The following is a 17,276-nucleotide window of genomic DNA, read 5'->3' as shown; positions in this document are numbered from 1 at the left end:
TTATTCCGGCATCAGGACGTAGAGCCCGTCCTGGGCATACTCCACCGGTACCGGGGTCAGGGCATCGCCGCTACAGGGACCGGCGATGCACTCACCGGTTTCAATCAGGAACAGGGCACCGTGGGACGCACACTGGATCAGTGCGCCGTCTGGATCGAGAAACTGGTCTTTCTGCCAGTCGAGATTAATGCCTCTGTGTGGGCAGATATTGCTATAAACATATATTTCACCCCCTTTCATCACTGCGAACACATTGTCGGTGCCGGTGGTGTTGTCGCCAAGGGAGAAACCCTTGGATTGCCCTTCGCTCAATGCATCATAGTGGCACAGGAAGTATTTCTGCATACATATCCGACTCTTGGGGTTAGTGGTCCATTGTGGCACAGTCCGCCAGTTGGGATCTTCTGCGCACGGGCTTTACTTGCCGTTACCGGGGCGCTGCGAGTGTAATGGCGGTGTAGCGTATGATGCCATCGCGCATGACCCCGAGGGTGACCTCATCCCCGGCGCGGTGTTTTTCCAATGCGTTGAGAAGATCGTCGTAGCTGCGAATGGGCTGGCGCTCCACTTCCACAATCACGTCCCCCAGTTGCCAGCCGCCCTGGCGGGTGCGGTGGATACCGCGCAGGCCGGCTTTTTCTGCAGGCATCCCCGGTGCTGTGCGCAGTATCGCCACCCCTTCGAATCCGTAGCGATTGCTCCATTGGTCAGGCGCGGACTCAATGCCGAGAACCGGGCGTACCAGACGGCCGTGTTTGATCAGTTCCGGTACAATTTTCTTGACCGTATCAACCGGAATGGCGAAGCCGATACCCACGCTCGCACCACTGGGACTGTAAATGGCGGTGTTGACACCGATCAGGCGGCCCAGGGAGTCCAGCAGCGGGCCGCCGGAATTCCCCGGGTTGATGGCGGCGTCGGTCTGAATCACGTTGCGGATGGTGCGGTTGTTGGTCGCTTCAATCTCGCGCCCCAGGGCGCTGACCACCCCGGTGGTCAGGGTGGTATCGAGGCCGAAGGGGTTGCCGATGGCGAGTACCTTGCGCCCTACCGACAGGTTGCCGGACGTACCTGCCACCAGCGGCTTCAACAGTGCTCTGGGGGCCTCGATCTGCAGCACGGCGAGGTCTTTTTCCGGCGCCGAACCCACCAGCTTTGCCGGCCATTCACTGCGGTCCTGCAGGGTGATGGTCACCTTGCGCGCCCCCTCAATCACATGAAAATTGGTGACTACATGACCGTCTTGATCCCAGATAAAGCCGCTGCCGGCGCCTTTGGGCACTGCGTGCAGCCGCAGGGTTCTGCGATCGCGCACCAGGGTTTCATTGGTGACATACACCACCGAGGGGCTGGCGAAATTGAACACCTGCATGGTGTTGCGCTCGTCGTCGGTGGCAAAGTCCTGTACCTGCGCAAACAGTGGGGCAGCGAAACAGAGTAGTAACGCGAAGAGGGGGGCTGTCAGTGTGTTCAGCGGTGTCATGGATGGCAGTTTTTGTTTTGCGACCGAGGGGGTAAGTTTACCGTGCCCGCAGCAGAGGCGGGAAGATCCGACTTCTGCTTCAGCTGTGGTTATTGCCAGGGTGCCTGGTCAGGACCCGGGTCGATGCCCGGGTCCTGTGGACCGAAGCTCTGGCAGGTGCTGAGGGCTAGCCCCCAGATGAAAGGTTCGGTTTGTTACTCGAAGCTATTTGCGGAAGTTTTGCAGTGCGAGGATGCGGTCGGTCAGGGGCGGATGAGTGGCCATCAATGCGCCCATATTGCCGAAGATACCAAAGGCTTTCATATTGCCTGGCAGCGGTTGCTCATGGCCCCGCTCGGATTCCACCTTGAGTGTCTCCAGGGCGGCGATCATGGCGTTGGGGCCGGCCAGGGTGGCGCCGGCATGATCCGCCCTGTATTCCCGGCGACGGCTGAACCAGGCCACAACCATCATGGCGAAAAACCCGAATACAATATCCATTACGATGGAAGTGATGTAGTAGCCGATGCCCAGGCCCTGTTCATTGCGCAGTATCACCCGGTCCACAAAGAAACCCACCAGGCGCGCAAAGAACATGACAAATGTATTCACTACCCCCTGGATCAGTGCCAGGGTCACCATATCGCCGTTGGCTACATGACCGATTTCGTGTCCGATCACTGCCCTCGCCTCTTCGCGCCCAAAGCGCTGTAAGAGTCCGGCACTGACTGATACCAGAGCGTTGTTGCGGTTCCAACCGGTGGCGAAGGCATTGGCCTGGGGCATGGGGAATATACCGACATCCGGCATGCCGATACCGGCTTTGCGCGAGAGTTCCCGCACGGTTTCCACCAACCACTGCTCATCGGCGCTGCGCGGTTCGGTGATCACCTGGGTGCGGGTGCTCATACGTGCGATGGTCTTGGAGAGAAACAGCGAGATAAAAGAACCACCAAAGCCGAACAGGGCGCACAGGAGCAGCAGGGCACCCAGATTCAGGTCTACCCCGTTGGCCTGAAGGATGCCCCCGATACCAAAAATATTGAAAATAATGCCAACCAGGACCAAAACAGCCAAATTGGTCAGCAAGAATAGCCCAATGCGCAACATCGGTGCTCTCCTTCTGAGTTGTTCACAGAGAAGTTTAGATAGCGCCGGGTAGGGCGTATACCCACAGGGGGACAAGCGGACCCGGACCCTAAACTACAGGCAACTCTACCCAGTTGCGCCAGCTTTTCAAGGGGCAAAACCCAATAGAGCGGGGGTGGTCTACCGCTTGACAAGGCATATGAACTGAGGACTGTCTGTTAAACTATTCGGGGTTTTGCGTGGCGAGCAGCCGGTCGACTTCGCTGGCCAGTTGCTGCTTGAGGTTGGGGTCCAGGTCGTTCCAGTGCACATCCATCAGCGCACCCTGCAGGGCGTAGAGCATGACTCTGGAAGCGTTGATGCCACGGTTGCGAATACTGATAAATGCCTCTACCGGGCCTATGCGGTGCAGATCGTCGTAGGAACGGATACCGATAGAGTGCAGAATATTGACAGAGGCCAGGCCCAGGTTCTTCAGCTTCAGTAGTTCTGATTGGCTCGGATGCATTCAGTTTTCCCTACTAGGTTTAACGTCCAGGTAATGCGATCACTCCCTCAATCGCGCGACTGAACTTAACATACTTCAACGCTCCGCCAATAAACATTATTGCCGACGCACAGCGGACAGCGTCTGTTGCACCTCCCGGCAAAGACTGGCGGACCCGCATATTTGGGGACCCCCTTGGGTAAAGTGGGCAGCGGAGTTTGTTTACTTTAGCCCGCAATGTAAAAATTGGCTGCTATGGAACACTAATGTTAGACGTATCTCTTCGGCGTATCCTCTTTGGTCTCGGTGATACGCATGTCATCCTCGATCCCGAATCCGGGCAACTGCTGCACCCCGAGGCCCTGGTGGCCTTCCAGCGACTGTGCAGGGATGCCCGGGATGCGGGTTTCGCCCCCCGGGTTGTCTCCGGTTTCCGTGACTTCAAGCGCCAGCGCACTATCTGGAACAGCAAAGCTCAGGGGGTGCGGCCGGTTCTGGACAGCCGCGGGTTGGCCTTGGACATTTCTCGCCTGGCGCCGAGGGATCTGGTATTTGCCATCCTGCGCTGGTCTGCACTGCCCGGTGCTTCCCGCCACCACTGGGGCACGGATTTCGATATTATCGATGCTGCTGCGGTACCGGAGGATTATCGCCCGCAACTGACACCACAGGAAGTGGCCAGCGATGGGGTTTTCGGCCCCTTCCACCAGTGGCTGGATACGCGTATTGCCTCAGGTCGGAGTTACGGCCTGTTTCGCCCCTACGTCGAGGACTTCGGCGGCGTAGCCCCGGAGCGCTGGCATCTCAGCTATGCACCACACGCCTGGGAACTGCAGCAACAACTTACACCGGAGCGCTTGGAGGAACAGCTGCGCCGCAGCAATCTGGCCCTCTGCGACACGGTGTGCGAGCAGCTCCAGGAAATCTATACGCGCTTTATATGGGTCCCGGATCACTGTTACCCTGAATTTTCACAGTGCTGAGGCGAGCGGTGTTTATTATCTGGTCCACCGGTTCTGATTACGGGGGCGGTGGTTGCAAGTGCCCGCTATTCCTGCCAAGCTGCGCTGGCAAAAGGGTCCTGACATACGCACCCGGTACGGCCCGTGGGACATCGTGGAATAGTGGATACAAAAGGCGGGAAGTTTATTATCAACAGCCAAGCCAATCCCCGTGATGTGTGGGGCTGCATGCGCGCGGAGGCCGCTGCAGCGGCCAGTGGCGAGCCGATTCTGGCGAGCTATTTCCACAATACCATTTTGCGCCACCGGTCTCTCGAGCACGCTATTGCCGACCAGCTTGCCACCATCCTAAACCACAGTACCCTGACCGCTGCTTCCCTGCAGGAAGTGATCGCCGCAGCCCTGCAAAGCGATCCCGAGATCGCCCGTTGCATGCTCGCCGATATTTGTGCCTGGTACGACCGGGACCCGGCCTGTAACCAGTACCTGATTCCCTTTCTTTACTTCAAGGGCTTCCACGCCCTGCAGTCGCACCGGATTGCTCACTGGCTTTGGCAGCAGGGACGCTCCACCCTGGCTCTGTACTTCCAGAGCCGGGTATCGGAGCAGTTCTCTGTGGATATCCACCCGGCGGCGACATTTGGCAGCGGTATCATGATCGACCACGCGTCCGGTCTGGTGGTGGGGGAAACCTGTGTGGTGGGTGACGACGTTTCCCTACTGCATTCAGTCACGCTGGGTGGCAGTGGTCGCGGTTCGGGGGATCGCCATCCAAAAATCGGTCGCGGAGTGATGATCGGTGCGGGTGCCAAGGTACTGGGGCCGGTACGGGTGGGGTCGGATGTGAAAATTGCCGCCGGTAGCCTGGTGTTGCAGGATGTCCCGGACCACACTACGGTGGCGGGGGTACCGGCGCGCCCGGTTGGTGGCCGAACCGGGGAAGCCCCTGCCTTTACCATGGATCAGACCCTGGACCCAGATGTATAACAGAGGGATCAAGGGATGCCAGAAGCCACGTACAGTCTGATCTTTCGCGGTGACCTGATTGAAGGATTTGCCGCCAATGAGGTAAAAACCCGTTTGGCCCGCCTTTTCAAGAGCCAGGCACAGTCTGTTGAGCATCTGTTCAGTGGGCGACCGTTAATTTTGAAAAAAGGGCTCAGCCGCGCCCATGCTGAGCAGTTCCAGGTCACCCTTGGCAAACTCGGCGCGCAGGTGACCATCAGAAATGAATGCAGCGGCGAAACTATCCAGGTTGGCTCCGCAACCAAGTCACAACCCGCTGACGGGCTTAATACCTCCACTGTGCAGGCACCCAACTGGACGCTCGCGCCAATGGAGGGGAATCTGGTCAGGGATCACGAGCGCAAGGAGGTGGCGCCAGTGCGGGTTTCTGTGGGGCATATCAGCCTGCGTGCAGCGGAGGGCTTCCTGCTCGATGAAACGGAGCGGGACCGGGGCGAGATCTTACCGGTACAGGTTCCGCAGTGGGATATCCATTGAGCAATTCTGACGCGGCACTGTTACCCTGGCGAGGTGCAAATCACTACCGGCTACGGGCCGGTAGTGTTGTCTTTATCCCAACGTTCATTTGCCGGGGCAGTTGGCAGCGGCCCGCTCAGCCTTCTTTTTTTTGGTAGCGCTCGCGAGAAGCCAGCACCTCTCTGCGCGCAGCTTCCCTATTGGCCCAGCCTTCCACTTTCACCCACTTGCCGAACTCCAGTGCCTTATAGTTCTCAAAATAGTGCTCAATCTGCTTGATCAACAGCTCCGGCAGGTCGCTGATTTCCTCAACATGATCGTACAGCTTGGTGAGTTTGCTGTGCGGTACGGCCAACAGTTTGGCATCAACACCGGATTCGTCGGTCATGTTCAGCACGCCGATCACACGAGAGCGGATAACGGCACCAACCATGACCGGATAGGGTGCTACCACCAGTACGTCCAGGGGGTCTCCGTCTTCAGACAAAGTCTGGGGTACATAGCCGTAGTTGGCCGGATAGAACATCGGGGTGGCAACAAAGCGATCTACAAAAACTGCGTCCGAATCCTTGTCAACCTCATACTTTATGGGATCGTGGTTGGCAGGGATCTCAATGATTACGTTGATATCGTTGGGCAGGTCAATTCCTGCGGGGATTTTGTCGAAGCTCATTGCTGGTCCTGACTGGGTAAATGGAAAATTTTGGAGCGCGGATTATATACGCTGGTCAACCGTGCGGAAAGCTGCGACCTTCTGGCAGTGCGTTGGCGTCGAAGGCGTTCGGCGGGTCTATCCTGTAATGCATTGATAACAACAATGGGGCAGATCCGTCATGGTAAAAGCTCGGGAGGTAAAAACCCTGCAGGAGGCCCGCGCAATTGTGGAGAGGCGCGGTCTCAGTCATGTCAAAGTGGGCCTTTTCGATATCGACGGAATATTGCGCGGCAAGTATATGAGCCGTGACAAATTCTTTTCCGCACTGGCTAAAGGCTTTTCTTTTTGCGATGTGGTGCTGGGCTGGGATGTGAAAGACCAGCTCTACGACAATGTCCGCTACACCGGCTGGCATACGGGTTACCCGGACGCACCGGTACGTATCCTGCCTCACAGCTGTCGTGATGTTCCTTTCGAGGACAATATGCTGTTGTTTTTGGCGGAATTTGACGGTCGTGCCGAGGCATTGTGCCCGCGTGCAGTTCTGCGCCGAGTGGTGGAACGCTGCCAAGCCATGGGGTTTGCGCCTTTTGCGGCGCTGGAGTATGAGTTCTTCCTGTTTGATGAAACACCGGAATCGGTACGCAGCAAGGGCTTTCGCAACCTCAAACCCTTCACTCCGGACTGGTTTGGTTATTCGGTACTGCGCAACTCGGTACATTCGGGGCTCTATCGGGAAATCCTCGATCTGGGTGAGCGCATGGATTTCCCGCTGGAAGGGCTGCATACGGAGACGGGTCCGGGGGTTTTGGAGGCGGCCATCGCTGTGGATAGTGCCGAGGCAGCGGCGGACAAAGCCGCTCTGTTTAAAACTTTTATCAAGGTGCTGGCTCAGTGCAGGGGCCTGATGGCGACTTTTATGTCCCGCTGGTCCAGTCACTATCCCGGACAGAGCGGCCATATTCACTTATCCCTGTGTGATACCCGCAGCGGGGACTCCGTCTTCGTCGATTCGCGTCAGGCCCAGGGTATGAGCGAGACCATGTGCCAGTTCCTCGCTGGGCAGCAGCGCCTGATGCCGGAATTTCTGGCACTGCTCGCTCCCACAATAAACAGTTATCGCCGCCTGGTTCCCGGCTTCTGGGCACCCACCGGTGCCAATTGGGGTGTGGAAAACCGCACCACCGCCCTGCGCGCCATTCTGGGCAATAGCCAGTCCCAGCGTATTGAATACCGGCTGGGTGCCGCTGATGCCAACCCCTATCTGGCTCTGGCTGCCGCTCTGGGATCCGGCCTTTACGGCATCCTGCAGCAGTGGCAGCCCAGTGACCCCATTGAAGGCAATGCCTATGCGCTGGCCCCGCAGGCCCGGCAGGCACTGCCCACTACCCTGTGGGATTCAGCGCAGAGCCTGAAAAAATCCCAGGCGGCGCGCGAATTGTTCGGCTGCGAGTTTATCGATCATTTTGCTGCGAGCCGGGAGTGGGAGGAGCGTGAGTACCGGCGACATGTGAGTGACTGGGAACTGGACAGGTATTTCGAAATCATCTGATCCGGAATAGTGATGCGCGTCCTATATTCGGTGGTGAACCCGGTTACAGGCCAGTGCCGAGCAGAAAAATGCCAGTTGGACGATGTTTTCGCACCGACAGTTTTCCGGTGGCCAAGCGTTGGGTTGGGGAGAGCTATCGCGGTGCAAATAAAAAAAGGACTTTTTGAGCATGCACTATCTGCAATGTATTTCACCGATTGATAACAGTGTGTATCTGGAGCGGGCCCTGGCTGGCGAAGCGGAAATTCGTGTGGCCCTGGACAGAGCAGCGTCTGCCCAGCGGGCCTGGCGACTGACACCAATAGCCGAACGCATCGCCGTAGTGCATCGGGCGGTGGAATGTTTCTGTGATCGCAAGAAGCGCCTCGGCGAGGAACTCTGCTGGATGATGGGGCGCCCCATTCGATACTCAGGGGGGGAGATTGACGGTTTTGCCGAACGCGCCTGCACCCTGGCGGATATTGCCGAGACGGCTTTGACAGATATCCCATTGCCGTTCAAGCCGGGCTTCACCCGCTTTATCCGTCGCGACCCCCTGGGTATTTCCCTGGTCATCGCCCCCTGGAATTATCCCTATTTAACCGCAGTGAATGCAGTGGTCCCCTCTTTGCTTGCGGGCAATGCGGTTATCTTAAAGCACTCCGCACAAACCCCCCTGTGCGCCGAGCGTATGGTGGAAGCCTTTCGGGAGGCGGGGCTTCCCTACGGTGTCTTCCAGTATCTGCATCTCGATCATCCCTGTACCCAGCGGCTGGCGTGCGCCGGGGAGATCCAGCATATCGCCTTTACCGGCTCAGTGGATGGCGGTGCGGCTATAGAGCGCAGTGTGGCTGGCCGTTTTGTGCAGCTGGGTCTGGAGTTGGGTGGCAAGGACCCCGCATATGTGCGCGCGGATGCCGATTTGCAACTGGCGGTTGAGTCAATAGTGGACGGGGCCTATTTTAATTCCGGGCAGTCTTGCTGTGGCATTGAACGGGCCTATGTCCACGAGCAGCTATTCGACGAATTTGTCGCGCGTGCGGTCGCCATCATACGTCAATATCGTCTCGGGCATCCGCAGGACCCTCAGACCACTCTGGGGCCATTGGTGTGCGCAGCAGCAGCCGACAGGGTGCGGGTACAAATTGATGAGGCGGTGGCAGAGGGGGCCCAGGCGCACTTGCAAACTGGTGATTTCCCAATGGATCAGCGCGGTACTCAGTATATGGCGCCACAGTTACTCACCGGGGTGCGGCATAAGATGCGGGTCATGCGCGAGGAATCTTTTGGACCGGTGCTGGGAGTGCAAAAAGTACATGACGATGGCGAGGCGCTGGAACTGATGAATAACAGCCGGTATGGGCTCTCTGCAGCGCTATTCAGTCGCGATGAAGAGGCTGCCCTAATGATTGCAGATCACCTGGAAACAGGTACGATTTTTCTGAATAGGTGTGACTATCTGGACCCGGAGCTGGCCTGGAGCGGCGTAAAACTGTCGGGCAGGGGGTGCACGCTGTCCCGTATCGGTTTCGAGCAGTTGACCCGGCCCAAGTCGTTTCATTTTAAAACCGGCAAAGAGGAAGGGCAGTTTGCTGTGAGATAACGTGGATGAGGAGGGGGTTGAAGCAATTTTTTTGCTCTCCCTGAAGTTAAAGGCCGGGGAATATTCTGTTGAGGGCAGAGCATTAGATTCCAAATGGGCGCCTTTTTTTGTCCAGGGGAAAGTGGGGAATCAGGTGTGTAGCCGCAGTTGAGCTGCGCTAACTGCATTGGTATTTGTATTCCCACCGGGGATTATTTTTGGACGATATCCCATTGACCTGTAATGCTGATTGCTCATGAACGATCATTTGCAACCTGTTCAAAATCAGAGAAGCCATAAGGGGGTGATGTGGATCAATACCGGGTAAATTGGCATTATCCCACGACTATCTGGGTAGGGCCCGGCAGGGTGGCGGAGCTTGCCAGTGCCTGTACAGAACTTGGGGTAAAGCACCCACTGCTGGTAACCGACCCCACCCTCGCCGGGCTGCCCCTGATTGAGCGTGTACGCAATCTCTGTGTTGACAGAGGTCTGAACCTTGAAATTTTCTCAGCCATCAAGCCTAACCCCAACAGTGAAAATATTGATTGTGGTGTTGGGCTGCTGCGAAAAAAAACCTGTGATGGGGTGATAGCTTTTGGCGGTGGCTCTGCGATAGACGCCGGCAAGGCGATTGCCCTGATGGCCGGGCAGCGCCGACCGATTTGGGATTTCGAGGATGTTGGTGATAACTACAGGCGTGTAGATACGAATGGTATGCTGCCGGTGATGGCGGTACCCACAACTGCGGGGACCGGCTCGGAAGTGGGGCGGGTGGCGGTCATCACCGATGAAAAGGCACAGGTCAAACGCCTGATTTTTCACCCGCAACTTTTGCCCGATATTGTGATTCTGGATGCGGAGCTGACTCTGGGGCTACCGCCCGGGATCACCGCGGCCACGGGAATGGATGCACTGTCCCATCATCTCGAATCTTATTGTTCACCCATGTATCACCCCATGGCGGAGGGTATCGCTCTGGAGGGGATGCGCCTGATCAAGAAATATCTGCCAAGAGCCTATACAACCGGTACTGATCTGGTCGCGCGCCAGCAGATGCTGGTGGCTGCCAGTATGGGCGCTACCGCCTTCCAGCGCGGGCTGGGCGCGATCCATGCGCTGGCACATCCCCTTGGCGCCCTACATAACAAACACCATGGGTTGCTCAACGCGGTGTTGATGCCCTATGTACTGGTGGCCAATCGCCCGGCCATCGAGGCACCCATGGCGTGTCTGGCGCGCTATCTGCAACTTGCCGATGGGGCGCCGTATGGCAGTGGGTTTGAATCGGTGCTCACCTGGGTCCTCGGGCTGCGCAAACAGTTGGGGATTCCCCATAGCCTCGCTGATATCGGCATAGGTACCGCCAATGCCGATACAATAGCTCAGATGGCTGCTGTAGATCCCTCCGCCACCAGCAATCCCATATCGTTTGGTGCAGAGGAATATCGCGAAATTTTTCTGCGCGCCTGCGCGGGCACTGTCAAACTGTAAGAGTTTTCTCCTCTGCGTCGACAGAAGAGTATTGATCAACCGGACATATCATCAGGATTCGACTATGCGCGGTCTCTTTGCCCTATTCATGCTTCTGGCTGCCGCCCTTGGCAGCGCCCAGGAATCCTCCAATATCCGCACCGCCGTCTTTGCCGGCGGCTGCTTCTGGTGTATGGAACCACCCTACGACAAGGTGAATGGTGTGCTTGAAACCACCTCCGGCTACAGTGGGGGGCATGTGAAGAACCCAACCTACGACCAAGTCTCTGCGGGGGGTACCGGTCACGCCGAGGCGATACAGATAACATACGATGCCAATAAAGTCAGTTATTCCGATTTGCTCAGGATCTTTTGGCATAATATTGATCCTTTCGATGCCGGTGGCCAGTTCTGTGACCGGGGAGATCAGTACCGCAGTGAGATCTTTTACAGTAATGAGCAGGAAAAGGAGCTGGCGGAAGCGAGCAAGAAAAAAGTGGAAGCGGAGTTGGGTAAGAAAGTGGTGACCCAGATACAGCCCGCCAGCACCTTTTATCCCGCTGAGGCCTACCACCAGAACTATTACCAGCGCAACCCTCTGCGCTATAAATATTACCGCTTCCGCTGTGGACGGGATCAGCGTTTGGAGGCGGTTTGGGGGTAACGCGCAGACTGGTTATGGCTGTTTGGTCCGATATGCCTGAATTGATTTGCCGCCCTTGAGAAATCTGTGCAGCTGTGCGTGATGATGTGCCTTTTGGGGTTGTCCCCTGGCCTGCTGCGGGTCTCAGGGAGTAATCCGGCAATTTGCCGGGCTCCCGGGTGGCTTGTGTACTAGCAGAGAGGAGATTGCTTCTCTCTGGTCTTGATGCCGATAGCGGGCTTGCCGGCTTTGATGCTCTTCTGTTGCCTGGTGGGAGGGGGAGCTTTTCTTCCGATCCGGGAATACTTATCCTTCGCATGCTCTTTTGCCGGAAGTGAAGAACCCATGACCCTGAGTGCATTGATTGTCGCCGGTATTTTTTTACTGGTCCTTTTTTCCCTGATTTTTACCCGTATCCGCCCCTCTCAGGTGTTCGCTTCGGCTGCTGTTGTCTGTTTTCTGACCGGCTTGGTGCCTGCGGAATCGGTGCTGCAAAAAGCGGTCAATCCCGGTCTGGTCACCCTGGTTGTACTTCTTCTTACCTCCTTGGGGCTGGAGAAAGCCCGCTGGCTGCGCAGTATCTCGGATGGATTGATTGGCGGTTCACTGAGAGGCAGTTTGCTTAAGTTGACCAGCGCAACCGCTCTCAGTTCTGCGTTCTTAAATAACACTGCTGTAGTTGCCGCACTGGCTTCCAGTGTCAAAGCGCAGAGGCGCCACCCACCCGCCAAGTTGCTATTGCCACTCTCCTATGCGGCAATACTCGGCGGCACATTGACACTGATTGGGACCTCCACCAATCTGATTGTGAACAGCTTTGTGCTGGACCGGGGAATGCCCGCGCTGGATTTTTTCGCGTTCCTGCCCATAGGTGCCTGTGCAACCGTCGTTGGACTTGGCGTATTACTGGTTGCCAATCGCTTGCTGCCCGAAGGCCCGGTCGATGAGGAGACTTTTGCACAGTACCTGTTAGAGGCCGAAGTAGCCGCCAACTCTCCCCTGGATGGCCGCAGTGTCGAGCAAAATAAGTTGCGCCGGTTGGAGACACTCTACCTGATTGAGATAGTGCGCGGTGGGCAGACGATCAGCCCGGTAGCTCCTACCGAGGTATTGCGCAACGGTGACAAGCTGATCTTCAGCGGGGATATACGGGACCTCGAACGCCTGAAGGATATCGAGGGCCTGCGCTTGTTCGCGTTTGAGGATGAAGCGCTGCACCTGGATTTGACCGAGGTGGTGCTTACCCCGAGTTCCACTATTATCGGTGAGTCATTGAAGAGCTGTCAGTTTCGCACACGATTCGATGCTGCGGTGGTGGCCATGCGCCGCGGTGGTGACCGCATTTCCGGAAAGCTCGGTGAGATTCCGCTTCAGGCAGGTGATGCACTGCTTCTGGCGGTGGGGCAGGATTTCAAACATCACCGCAATATTGATAAAAACTTCTATGTAATCAGTGGCTCAGAGGTGCAGAGGCAGTTGTCTTGGCGGGATAGCTGGCTGCTAGGGGCAGGCTTTGCGGTGGTGGTGGCCGGTGCGGCTGTGGGGGTGTTTTCCCTGCTGAAAGGACTTGTGGTGTTACTTGGCTGCATGATTGGTCTGAATATAGTCTCCACCTCCGAATTACAGCGCCGATTTCCATTCCAGATCTGGATTATTATTGCCAGCGCCCTGGTACTGGCCGAGGCTTTTTCCGCGAGTGGTTTGGCGGATACCCTGGCATCGGGTATGCGTGCTACCCTCGAGGATGCAGGGCCCTCTGTGGGTTTGATTGCTATCTTTCTATTGACACTGTTATTGACAGAGTTGATGACCAATAATGCTGCCGCAGCTTTGGTTTTTCCGTTGGCATGGGGCCTTGCAGAGAGCTTTGGCGTTAGTTGGATGCCCTTTGTAATGGCGGTGGCCTATGGTGCGAGTGCCAGTTTTTTAACGCCATTTGGCTATCAGACCCATTTGATCGTGCAAAACCTCGGCGGTTACCATTTGCGGGATTTTATGCGCTGCGGATTGCCTTTGACAATCATTTATAGTCTGACGGTATTAACGCTTTTGCCTCTGGTCTTCCCCTTCTACTCCTGAGATATTTTTCATGCGCCAGTGTGGGATTCACACGCTGGCTGTACTGGCAATCTGCATAGATGCAATACACGTAGGGCAGTCTTTTATTGAAGCCTATTTTCTTTTTAGTGCTTTCTATCGCTGAAAGCGATTGCGCAGCCTGTTGCTTTTTCTCTGCCAGTTGTGCGGTTTTTGTTTGACAGCGAAGTCGAGCTCTCCGTTCCTCCCACTAGCTGTCCATAGGATGCCGCATAATTTCACTACGGGGATAGTTTAAGTTACAGGGTACACGCCAGTCAGTAGTCGATAGTGCCCATTGCCGGTGTTGTACCCGCTTGGATAACTTTTTTTGCAGCAATGATCGGGATATTGATAGATAACTGTGAAAGGTAATTTGGGAGGCTCAAAAGTTAGGCAAAAATTTTTTATTTTGCAGAAATTTCCTTATGGCAAGATGATTTTAGAAAGAACAGTTTTTAGTAATTTGTTATTAAAGTGTTCTGGCTGCCAGTGTAATGATCCGTTAAAGTGGAATCTCTTCACACGGCACTAACATGTACGCCGCGTGGGTTGGAGCATGGCCAGGGAGTTTGACTGGCGTGTAAGACAATATAGAGAACTAACAGGGTAGTTATATGAAAGAAAATAATAGGCGCTGGCTAACCATCTGTGGCGCGCCATCACTGCTGGCAATAGCCATTGCCGCATTGTCAAGCCCCGCTGTTGCACAGGAAACCCTTCTCGAGGAAGTCATTACCATCGGTACCCGTGTGGAAGGGCGCTCCGCCACGGATTCCGCCGCGCCCATTGATATCGTAACCGGTGAGGCGTTTGTCAATCAAGGGGATGGGGATCTCAACAACCTGCTGCGCAATATTGTGCCCTCTTACAATGTCAATACAAAGCCCATTTCGGATGCGGCTTCCATTGTGCGCCCGGCCAACCTGCGCGGTTTGCCGCCGGACAGTACCCTGGTACTGGTGAACGGAAAGCGCCGCCACCGCGCCGCTGTCATTTCCTTCCTTGGCAGCGGTGTCTCCGATGGCGCTCAGGGACCGGATATCTCCGCTATCCCCGCTATTGCCCTGAAGCAGGTTGAGGTATTGCGCGATGGCGCCGCCGCCCAGTACGGCTCCGATGCGATTGCCGGAGTGATCAACTTCCAATTGAAGGATGCGGCCGAAGGTGGTGCTTTAGAACTGAAGCACGCAACTACTGCTGATGGGGATGGCGATCAGAACATGATAGCTGCGAATATTGGTTTGCCATTGACCAGCGCCGGCTTTGTGAATGTCAGTATGGAATATCGCGAGCAGGATGCCACCAGTCGCAGTGTGCAGCGCGATGACGCAGCGCAGCTGATTGAGAATGGTAATAGTTTTGTTGCCAGTCCGGCCCAAATCTGGGGCCAGCCGGAAGTGGATGATGATACCAAGTTCTTTGTCAACAGTGCCATTGAACTGAACGATGCCGTTGAGCTTTATGCCTTTGGCAACTATGCCAGCCGCTCTACCGATGGGGGTTTTTATTTCCGTAACCCTGAAACGCGCGAAGGGGTTTTTGCTACCAAGGTTCTGCGAGATGAAGATGGGGATGGGGTTCCAGAAGAAATACTCGTACCTTTAATAGGGGATCTTGATGCGAGTAATGGCATCGACGATTGCGAGGGCTTCACTGTTGCAGAGGCGCACGATAGTGATGAGTGCTTCTCCTTTACCGAAATGTTCCCCGGTGGCTTTACCCCCCGTTTTGGCGGAGATCTGGAGGATTACGCCCTGGTATTTGGCGTGCGCGGAGAACTTGCGAATGGTATCGGCTACGATGTCAGTGCCAGCAGGGGGCATAACCAGGTAGATTTTAATATCTATAACACCGTGAATGCGACATTGGGGCCGGATTCTCCCACTGCATTCAGCCCCGGTGGCTACGTTCAAAACGAAACCAATTTGAATATCGATTTGACCAAGGCCACGGAAATTGCCGCGAGAACACTCTACATGGCCGCTGGTTTGGAGTGGCGCGAGGAAGAGTTTAAAGTGAGGATGGGGGATGAGGCCTCCTGGGCAGTCGGTCCTTTGACCGAGCAGGATTTCCTGATCGGCTCCAACGGTTTCTCCGGCTTCGGGCCGGAAGTGGTCGGTACCTTCGACCGGGACAATATCGCACTGTACTCCGACTTCGAGTTGCAGGCCAGCGATAACCTGCGTCTCGGCGCCGCCCTGCGCTGGGAGGATTTCTCCGATTTTGGTGATACTTCCAATATCAAATTGTCAGGGCACTATGTTGTCAGTGATGTGCTGGCACTGCGCTCTACCATCAGTACCGGTTTCCGTGCGCCGACCCCCGGCCAGTCCAATATCACCAATGTCACGACGGCGTTTACGGATGGCAAGCTGGCAAATCGCGGCACTATTCCTCCGACAAATCCGATCGCAGTGCTCAAAGGAGGCAGGCAGCTTCAGCCGGAGGAGTCTTTGAGTATCGCCCTGGGAGCGATCGTTTCAGCAGGTGATTGGGACGTGACCCTCGATTTTTTCCAGATTGCGGTTACTGATCGCATTACACAGTCCGCCAATCAGGAACTCAGTGACGAAGAGCGTGCGCAATTGGTGGCCGATGGCATTAGCGGTGCCGACTCTCTGTCATTTTTCCGTTTTTATACCAATGATTTTGATACCAAAACCCGTGGTATCGATCTGGTGGCCACTTATCCGCTGGGAGATGCCACCGATTTGGGTTTCGCTGTGAACTGGACGGATACCGAGGTGACGGATTTCCGTCCGGAAACCATGGATGCCATGCGCCTCAGGCAGTTGGAAGACGGTCTGCCAAACCTTCGGGGCAATGCAACCCTTACCCATGCTGGAGACGGCTGGCGGGGCCTGGTCCGCCTGAATTACTACGGTAGCTATTGGGAGGCACACCTGGATGATTACAGCCTGCCCATTGATGCTGGAGATGAGTGGACGCTGGATGTTGAGGCGGCCTATGATCTCTCGGAGTCCCTGTCTTTGATTGCCGGTGCCGAGAATCTGTTGAACAATTATCCCGACAAAAATCCCTGGGCGGGTGTAGCCGGTGCCGAGTATCCGGAAACCGCTCCCATGGGCTTTAACGGCGCACTCTATTACGTGCGCGCACAATGGGATTTCTAAGGCCAGATACCAGCCCCTGGTAAACTGCTCTGGCGGACCCAGCCTGGGTCCGCCAGGTTGCCGGGGCAAAGGGCTGGCTATGGTAATACTGGCAATCAAAGCGGACGGGGGATACCCGTTTGATTGCCACCTTTAATACAGTCCGTGCAAACGGGCGGAAATACAACTCTTTCAAGAAATCACACCGGCTCCGGGCTGGTGGCGACAATTTTTTATGCCGCGTTTTCGGCAGCTTACATATCCCATAGGGAGTTGGTGGCCATGGAGAGTGTGATGCGTTCCTTGTCCTGTATTTGCTTTAGATCCTCAAAGACTTCCTTCACTTCCATGGATTCTATCGCACCGTAGACGGCTTCGTAGAGACCGGAGAAATAGCGGTCCACTTCCCGCCCCATATTGTTGATTTCCCTGATGGTGGGGGGATCGCTCAAGGGCAGATGGCGAATAAAGTCCTGTGCACTCTCTTCATGGGTGTATTGCAGCCAGGTCTGCATGACTTTTTGCTGCGCTACTGTGCCATAGTTGGAGAGGTTTCTCGCCATACGCTGTTCGTGTTCCAGCATATGTTTCAATAGAAGCCCCGTTCGGTAGTCCTCTGATTTATTCAGCAGATCCTCGTAGAGTCCCGCCATATCCAGATGGAACTTTTCTGCGTCTTTTATAATCTCGAATGCCTGCTTGAAGGTTTTCATAAGCT

At 55.7% G+C, this 17,276-nt stretch carries 15 protein-coding genes; 9 read left to right on the top strand and 6 right to left on the bottom strand.

Annotated elements, in window-relative coordinates:
- The 4 genes from M8T91_RS13200 to M8T91_RS13185 all read right to left on the bottom strand — a co-directional run bounded on the left by M8T91_RS13200 (position 1) and on the right by M8T91_RS13185 (position 3,059).
- Positions 1-345, bottom strand: a complete 345-nt coding sequence (locus tag M8T91_RS13200) for a Rieske (2Fe-2S) protein (RefSeq protein WP_301414632.1) — start codon at positions 343-345, stop codon at positions 1-3.
- An 82-nt stretch (positions 346-427) separates the two neighbouring features.
- Positions 428-1,483, bottom strand: coding sequence for a S1C family serine protease (locus tag M8T91_RS13195; protein WP_301414631.1), 1,056 nt, complete (start codon positions 1,481-1,483; stop codon positions 428-430).
- Between the two features lie 204 nt (positions 1,484-1,687).
- Positions 1,688-2,572 (bottom strand): protease HtpX, encoded by an 885-nt coding sequence (htpX, locus tag M8T91_RS13190; protein WP_301414630.1) that lies wholly within the window; start codon positions 2,570-2,572, stop codon positions 1,688-1,690.
- A 202-nt stretch (positions 2,573-2,774) separates the two neighbouring features.
- Entirely contained in the window at positions 2,775-3,059 is a 285-nt protein-coding gene (locus M8T91_RS13185) for a TfoX/Sxy family protein (RefSeq protein WP_301414629.1), read from the bottom strand.
- Between the two features lie 245 nt (positions 3,060-3,304).
- Here M8T91_RS13185 and M8T91_RS13180 point away from each other — a divergent pair, with 245 nt between their 5' ends.
- The 3 genes from M8T91_RS13180 (at position 3,305) to M8T91_RS13170 (ending at position 5,503) form a co-directional block, all read left to right on the top strand.
- Entirely contained in the window at positions 3,305-4,021 is a 717-nt protein-coding gene (locus M8T91_RS13180) for a M15 family metallopeptidase (protein ID WP_301414628.1), read from the top strand.
- A gap of 123 nt (positions 4,022-4,144) precedes the next feature.
- Entirely contained in the window at positions 4,145-4,987 is an 843-nt protein-coding gene (cysE, locus tag M8T91_RS13175; RefSeq protein WP_367317722.1) for a serine O-acetyltransferase, read from the top strand.
- A gap of 15 nt (positions 4,988-5,002) precedes the next feature.
- Positions 5,003-5,503: a hypothetical protein gene (locus M8T91_RS13170; RefSeq protein WP_301414627.1), complete on the top strand. Its 501-nt coding sequence runs from the start codon at positions 5,003-5,005 to the stop codon at positions 5,501-5,503.
- Between the two features lie 115 nt (positions 5,504-5,618).
- On the opposite strand, the gene ppa is transcribed toward M8T91_RS13170, so the two are convergent.
- Complete coding sequence (gene ppa / locus M8T91_RS13165; RefSeq protein WP_301414626.1) at positions 5,619-6,155, bottom strand: inorganic diphosphatase; 537 nt, start codon at positions 6,153-6,155, stop codon at positions 5,619-5,621.
- A gap of 160 nt (positions 6,156-6,315) precedes the next feature.
- Here ppa and M8T91_RS13160 point away from each other — a divergent pair, with 160 nt between their 5' ends.
- The 6 genes from M8T91_RS13160 (at position 6,316) to M8T91_RS13135 (ending at position 16,579) form a co-directional block, all read left to right on the top strand.
- Entirely contained in the window at positions 6,316-7,689 is a 1,374-nt protein-coding gene (locus tag M8T91_RS13160) for a glutamine synthetase family protein (RefSeq protein WP_301414625.1), read from the top strand.
- Positions 7,690-7,858: 169 nt separating this feature from the next.
- A complete protein-coding gene (locus tag M8T91_RS13155) occupies positions 7,859-9,271 on the top strand; it encodes an aldehyde dehydrogenase family protein (RefSeq protein WP_301414624.1) in 1,413 nt (470 codons plus the stop codon).
- 288 nt (positions 9,272-9,559) lie between these two features.
- Complete coding sequence (locus M8T91_RS13150; protein ID WP_301414623.1) at positions 9,560-10,744, top strand: iron-containing alcohol dehydrogenase; 1,185 nt, start codon at positions 9,560-9,562, stop codon at positions 10,742-10,744.
- A 64-nt stretch (positions 10,745-10,808) separates the two neighbouring features.
- Positions 10,809-11,387, top strand: coding sequence for a peptide-methionine (S)-S-oxide reductase MsrA (gene msrA, locus M8T91_RS13145; protein WP_301414622.1), 579 nt, complete (start codon positions 10,809-10,811; stop codon positions 11,385-11,387).
- A 324-nt stretch (positions 11,388-11,711) separates the two neighbouring features.
- Complete coding sequence (locus tag M8T91_RS13140) at positions 11,712-13,445, top strand: SLC13 family permease (protein WP_301414621.1); 1,734 nt, start codon at positions 11,712-11,714, stop codon at positions 13,443-13,445.
- A gap of 614 nt (positions 13,446-14,059) precedes the next feature.
- A complete protein-coding gene (locus tag M8T91_RS13135; protein WP_301414620.1) occupies positions 14,060-16,579 on the top strand; it encodes a TonB-dependent receptor plug domain-containing protein in 2,520 nt (839 codons plus the stop codon).
- A gap of 233 nt (positions 16,580-16,812) precedes the next feature.
- Here the strand turns inward: M8T91_RS13135 and M8T91_RS13130 are convergent, their stop codons facing one another.
- Positions 16,813-17,271 carry a hypothetical protein gene (locus M8T91_RS13130; RefSeq protein WP_301414619.1) on the bottom strand — a complete coding sequence of 153 codons (459 nt, stop codon included), beginning with the start codon at positions 17,269-17,271 and terminating at the stop codon, positions 16,813-16,815.
- Between the last annotated feature and the right edge of the window lie 5 nt (positions 17,272-17,276).

Origin of the sequence: Microbulbifer sp. MI-G (genome assembly GCF_030440425.1) — a bacterium.
GTDB lineage: Bacteria > Pseudomonadota > Gammaproteobacteria > Pseudomonadales > Cellvibrionaceae > Microbulbifer > Microbulbifer spongiae.
This window is presented reverse-complemented; position numbering and strand designations above follow the sequence as displayed.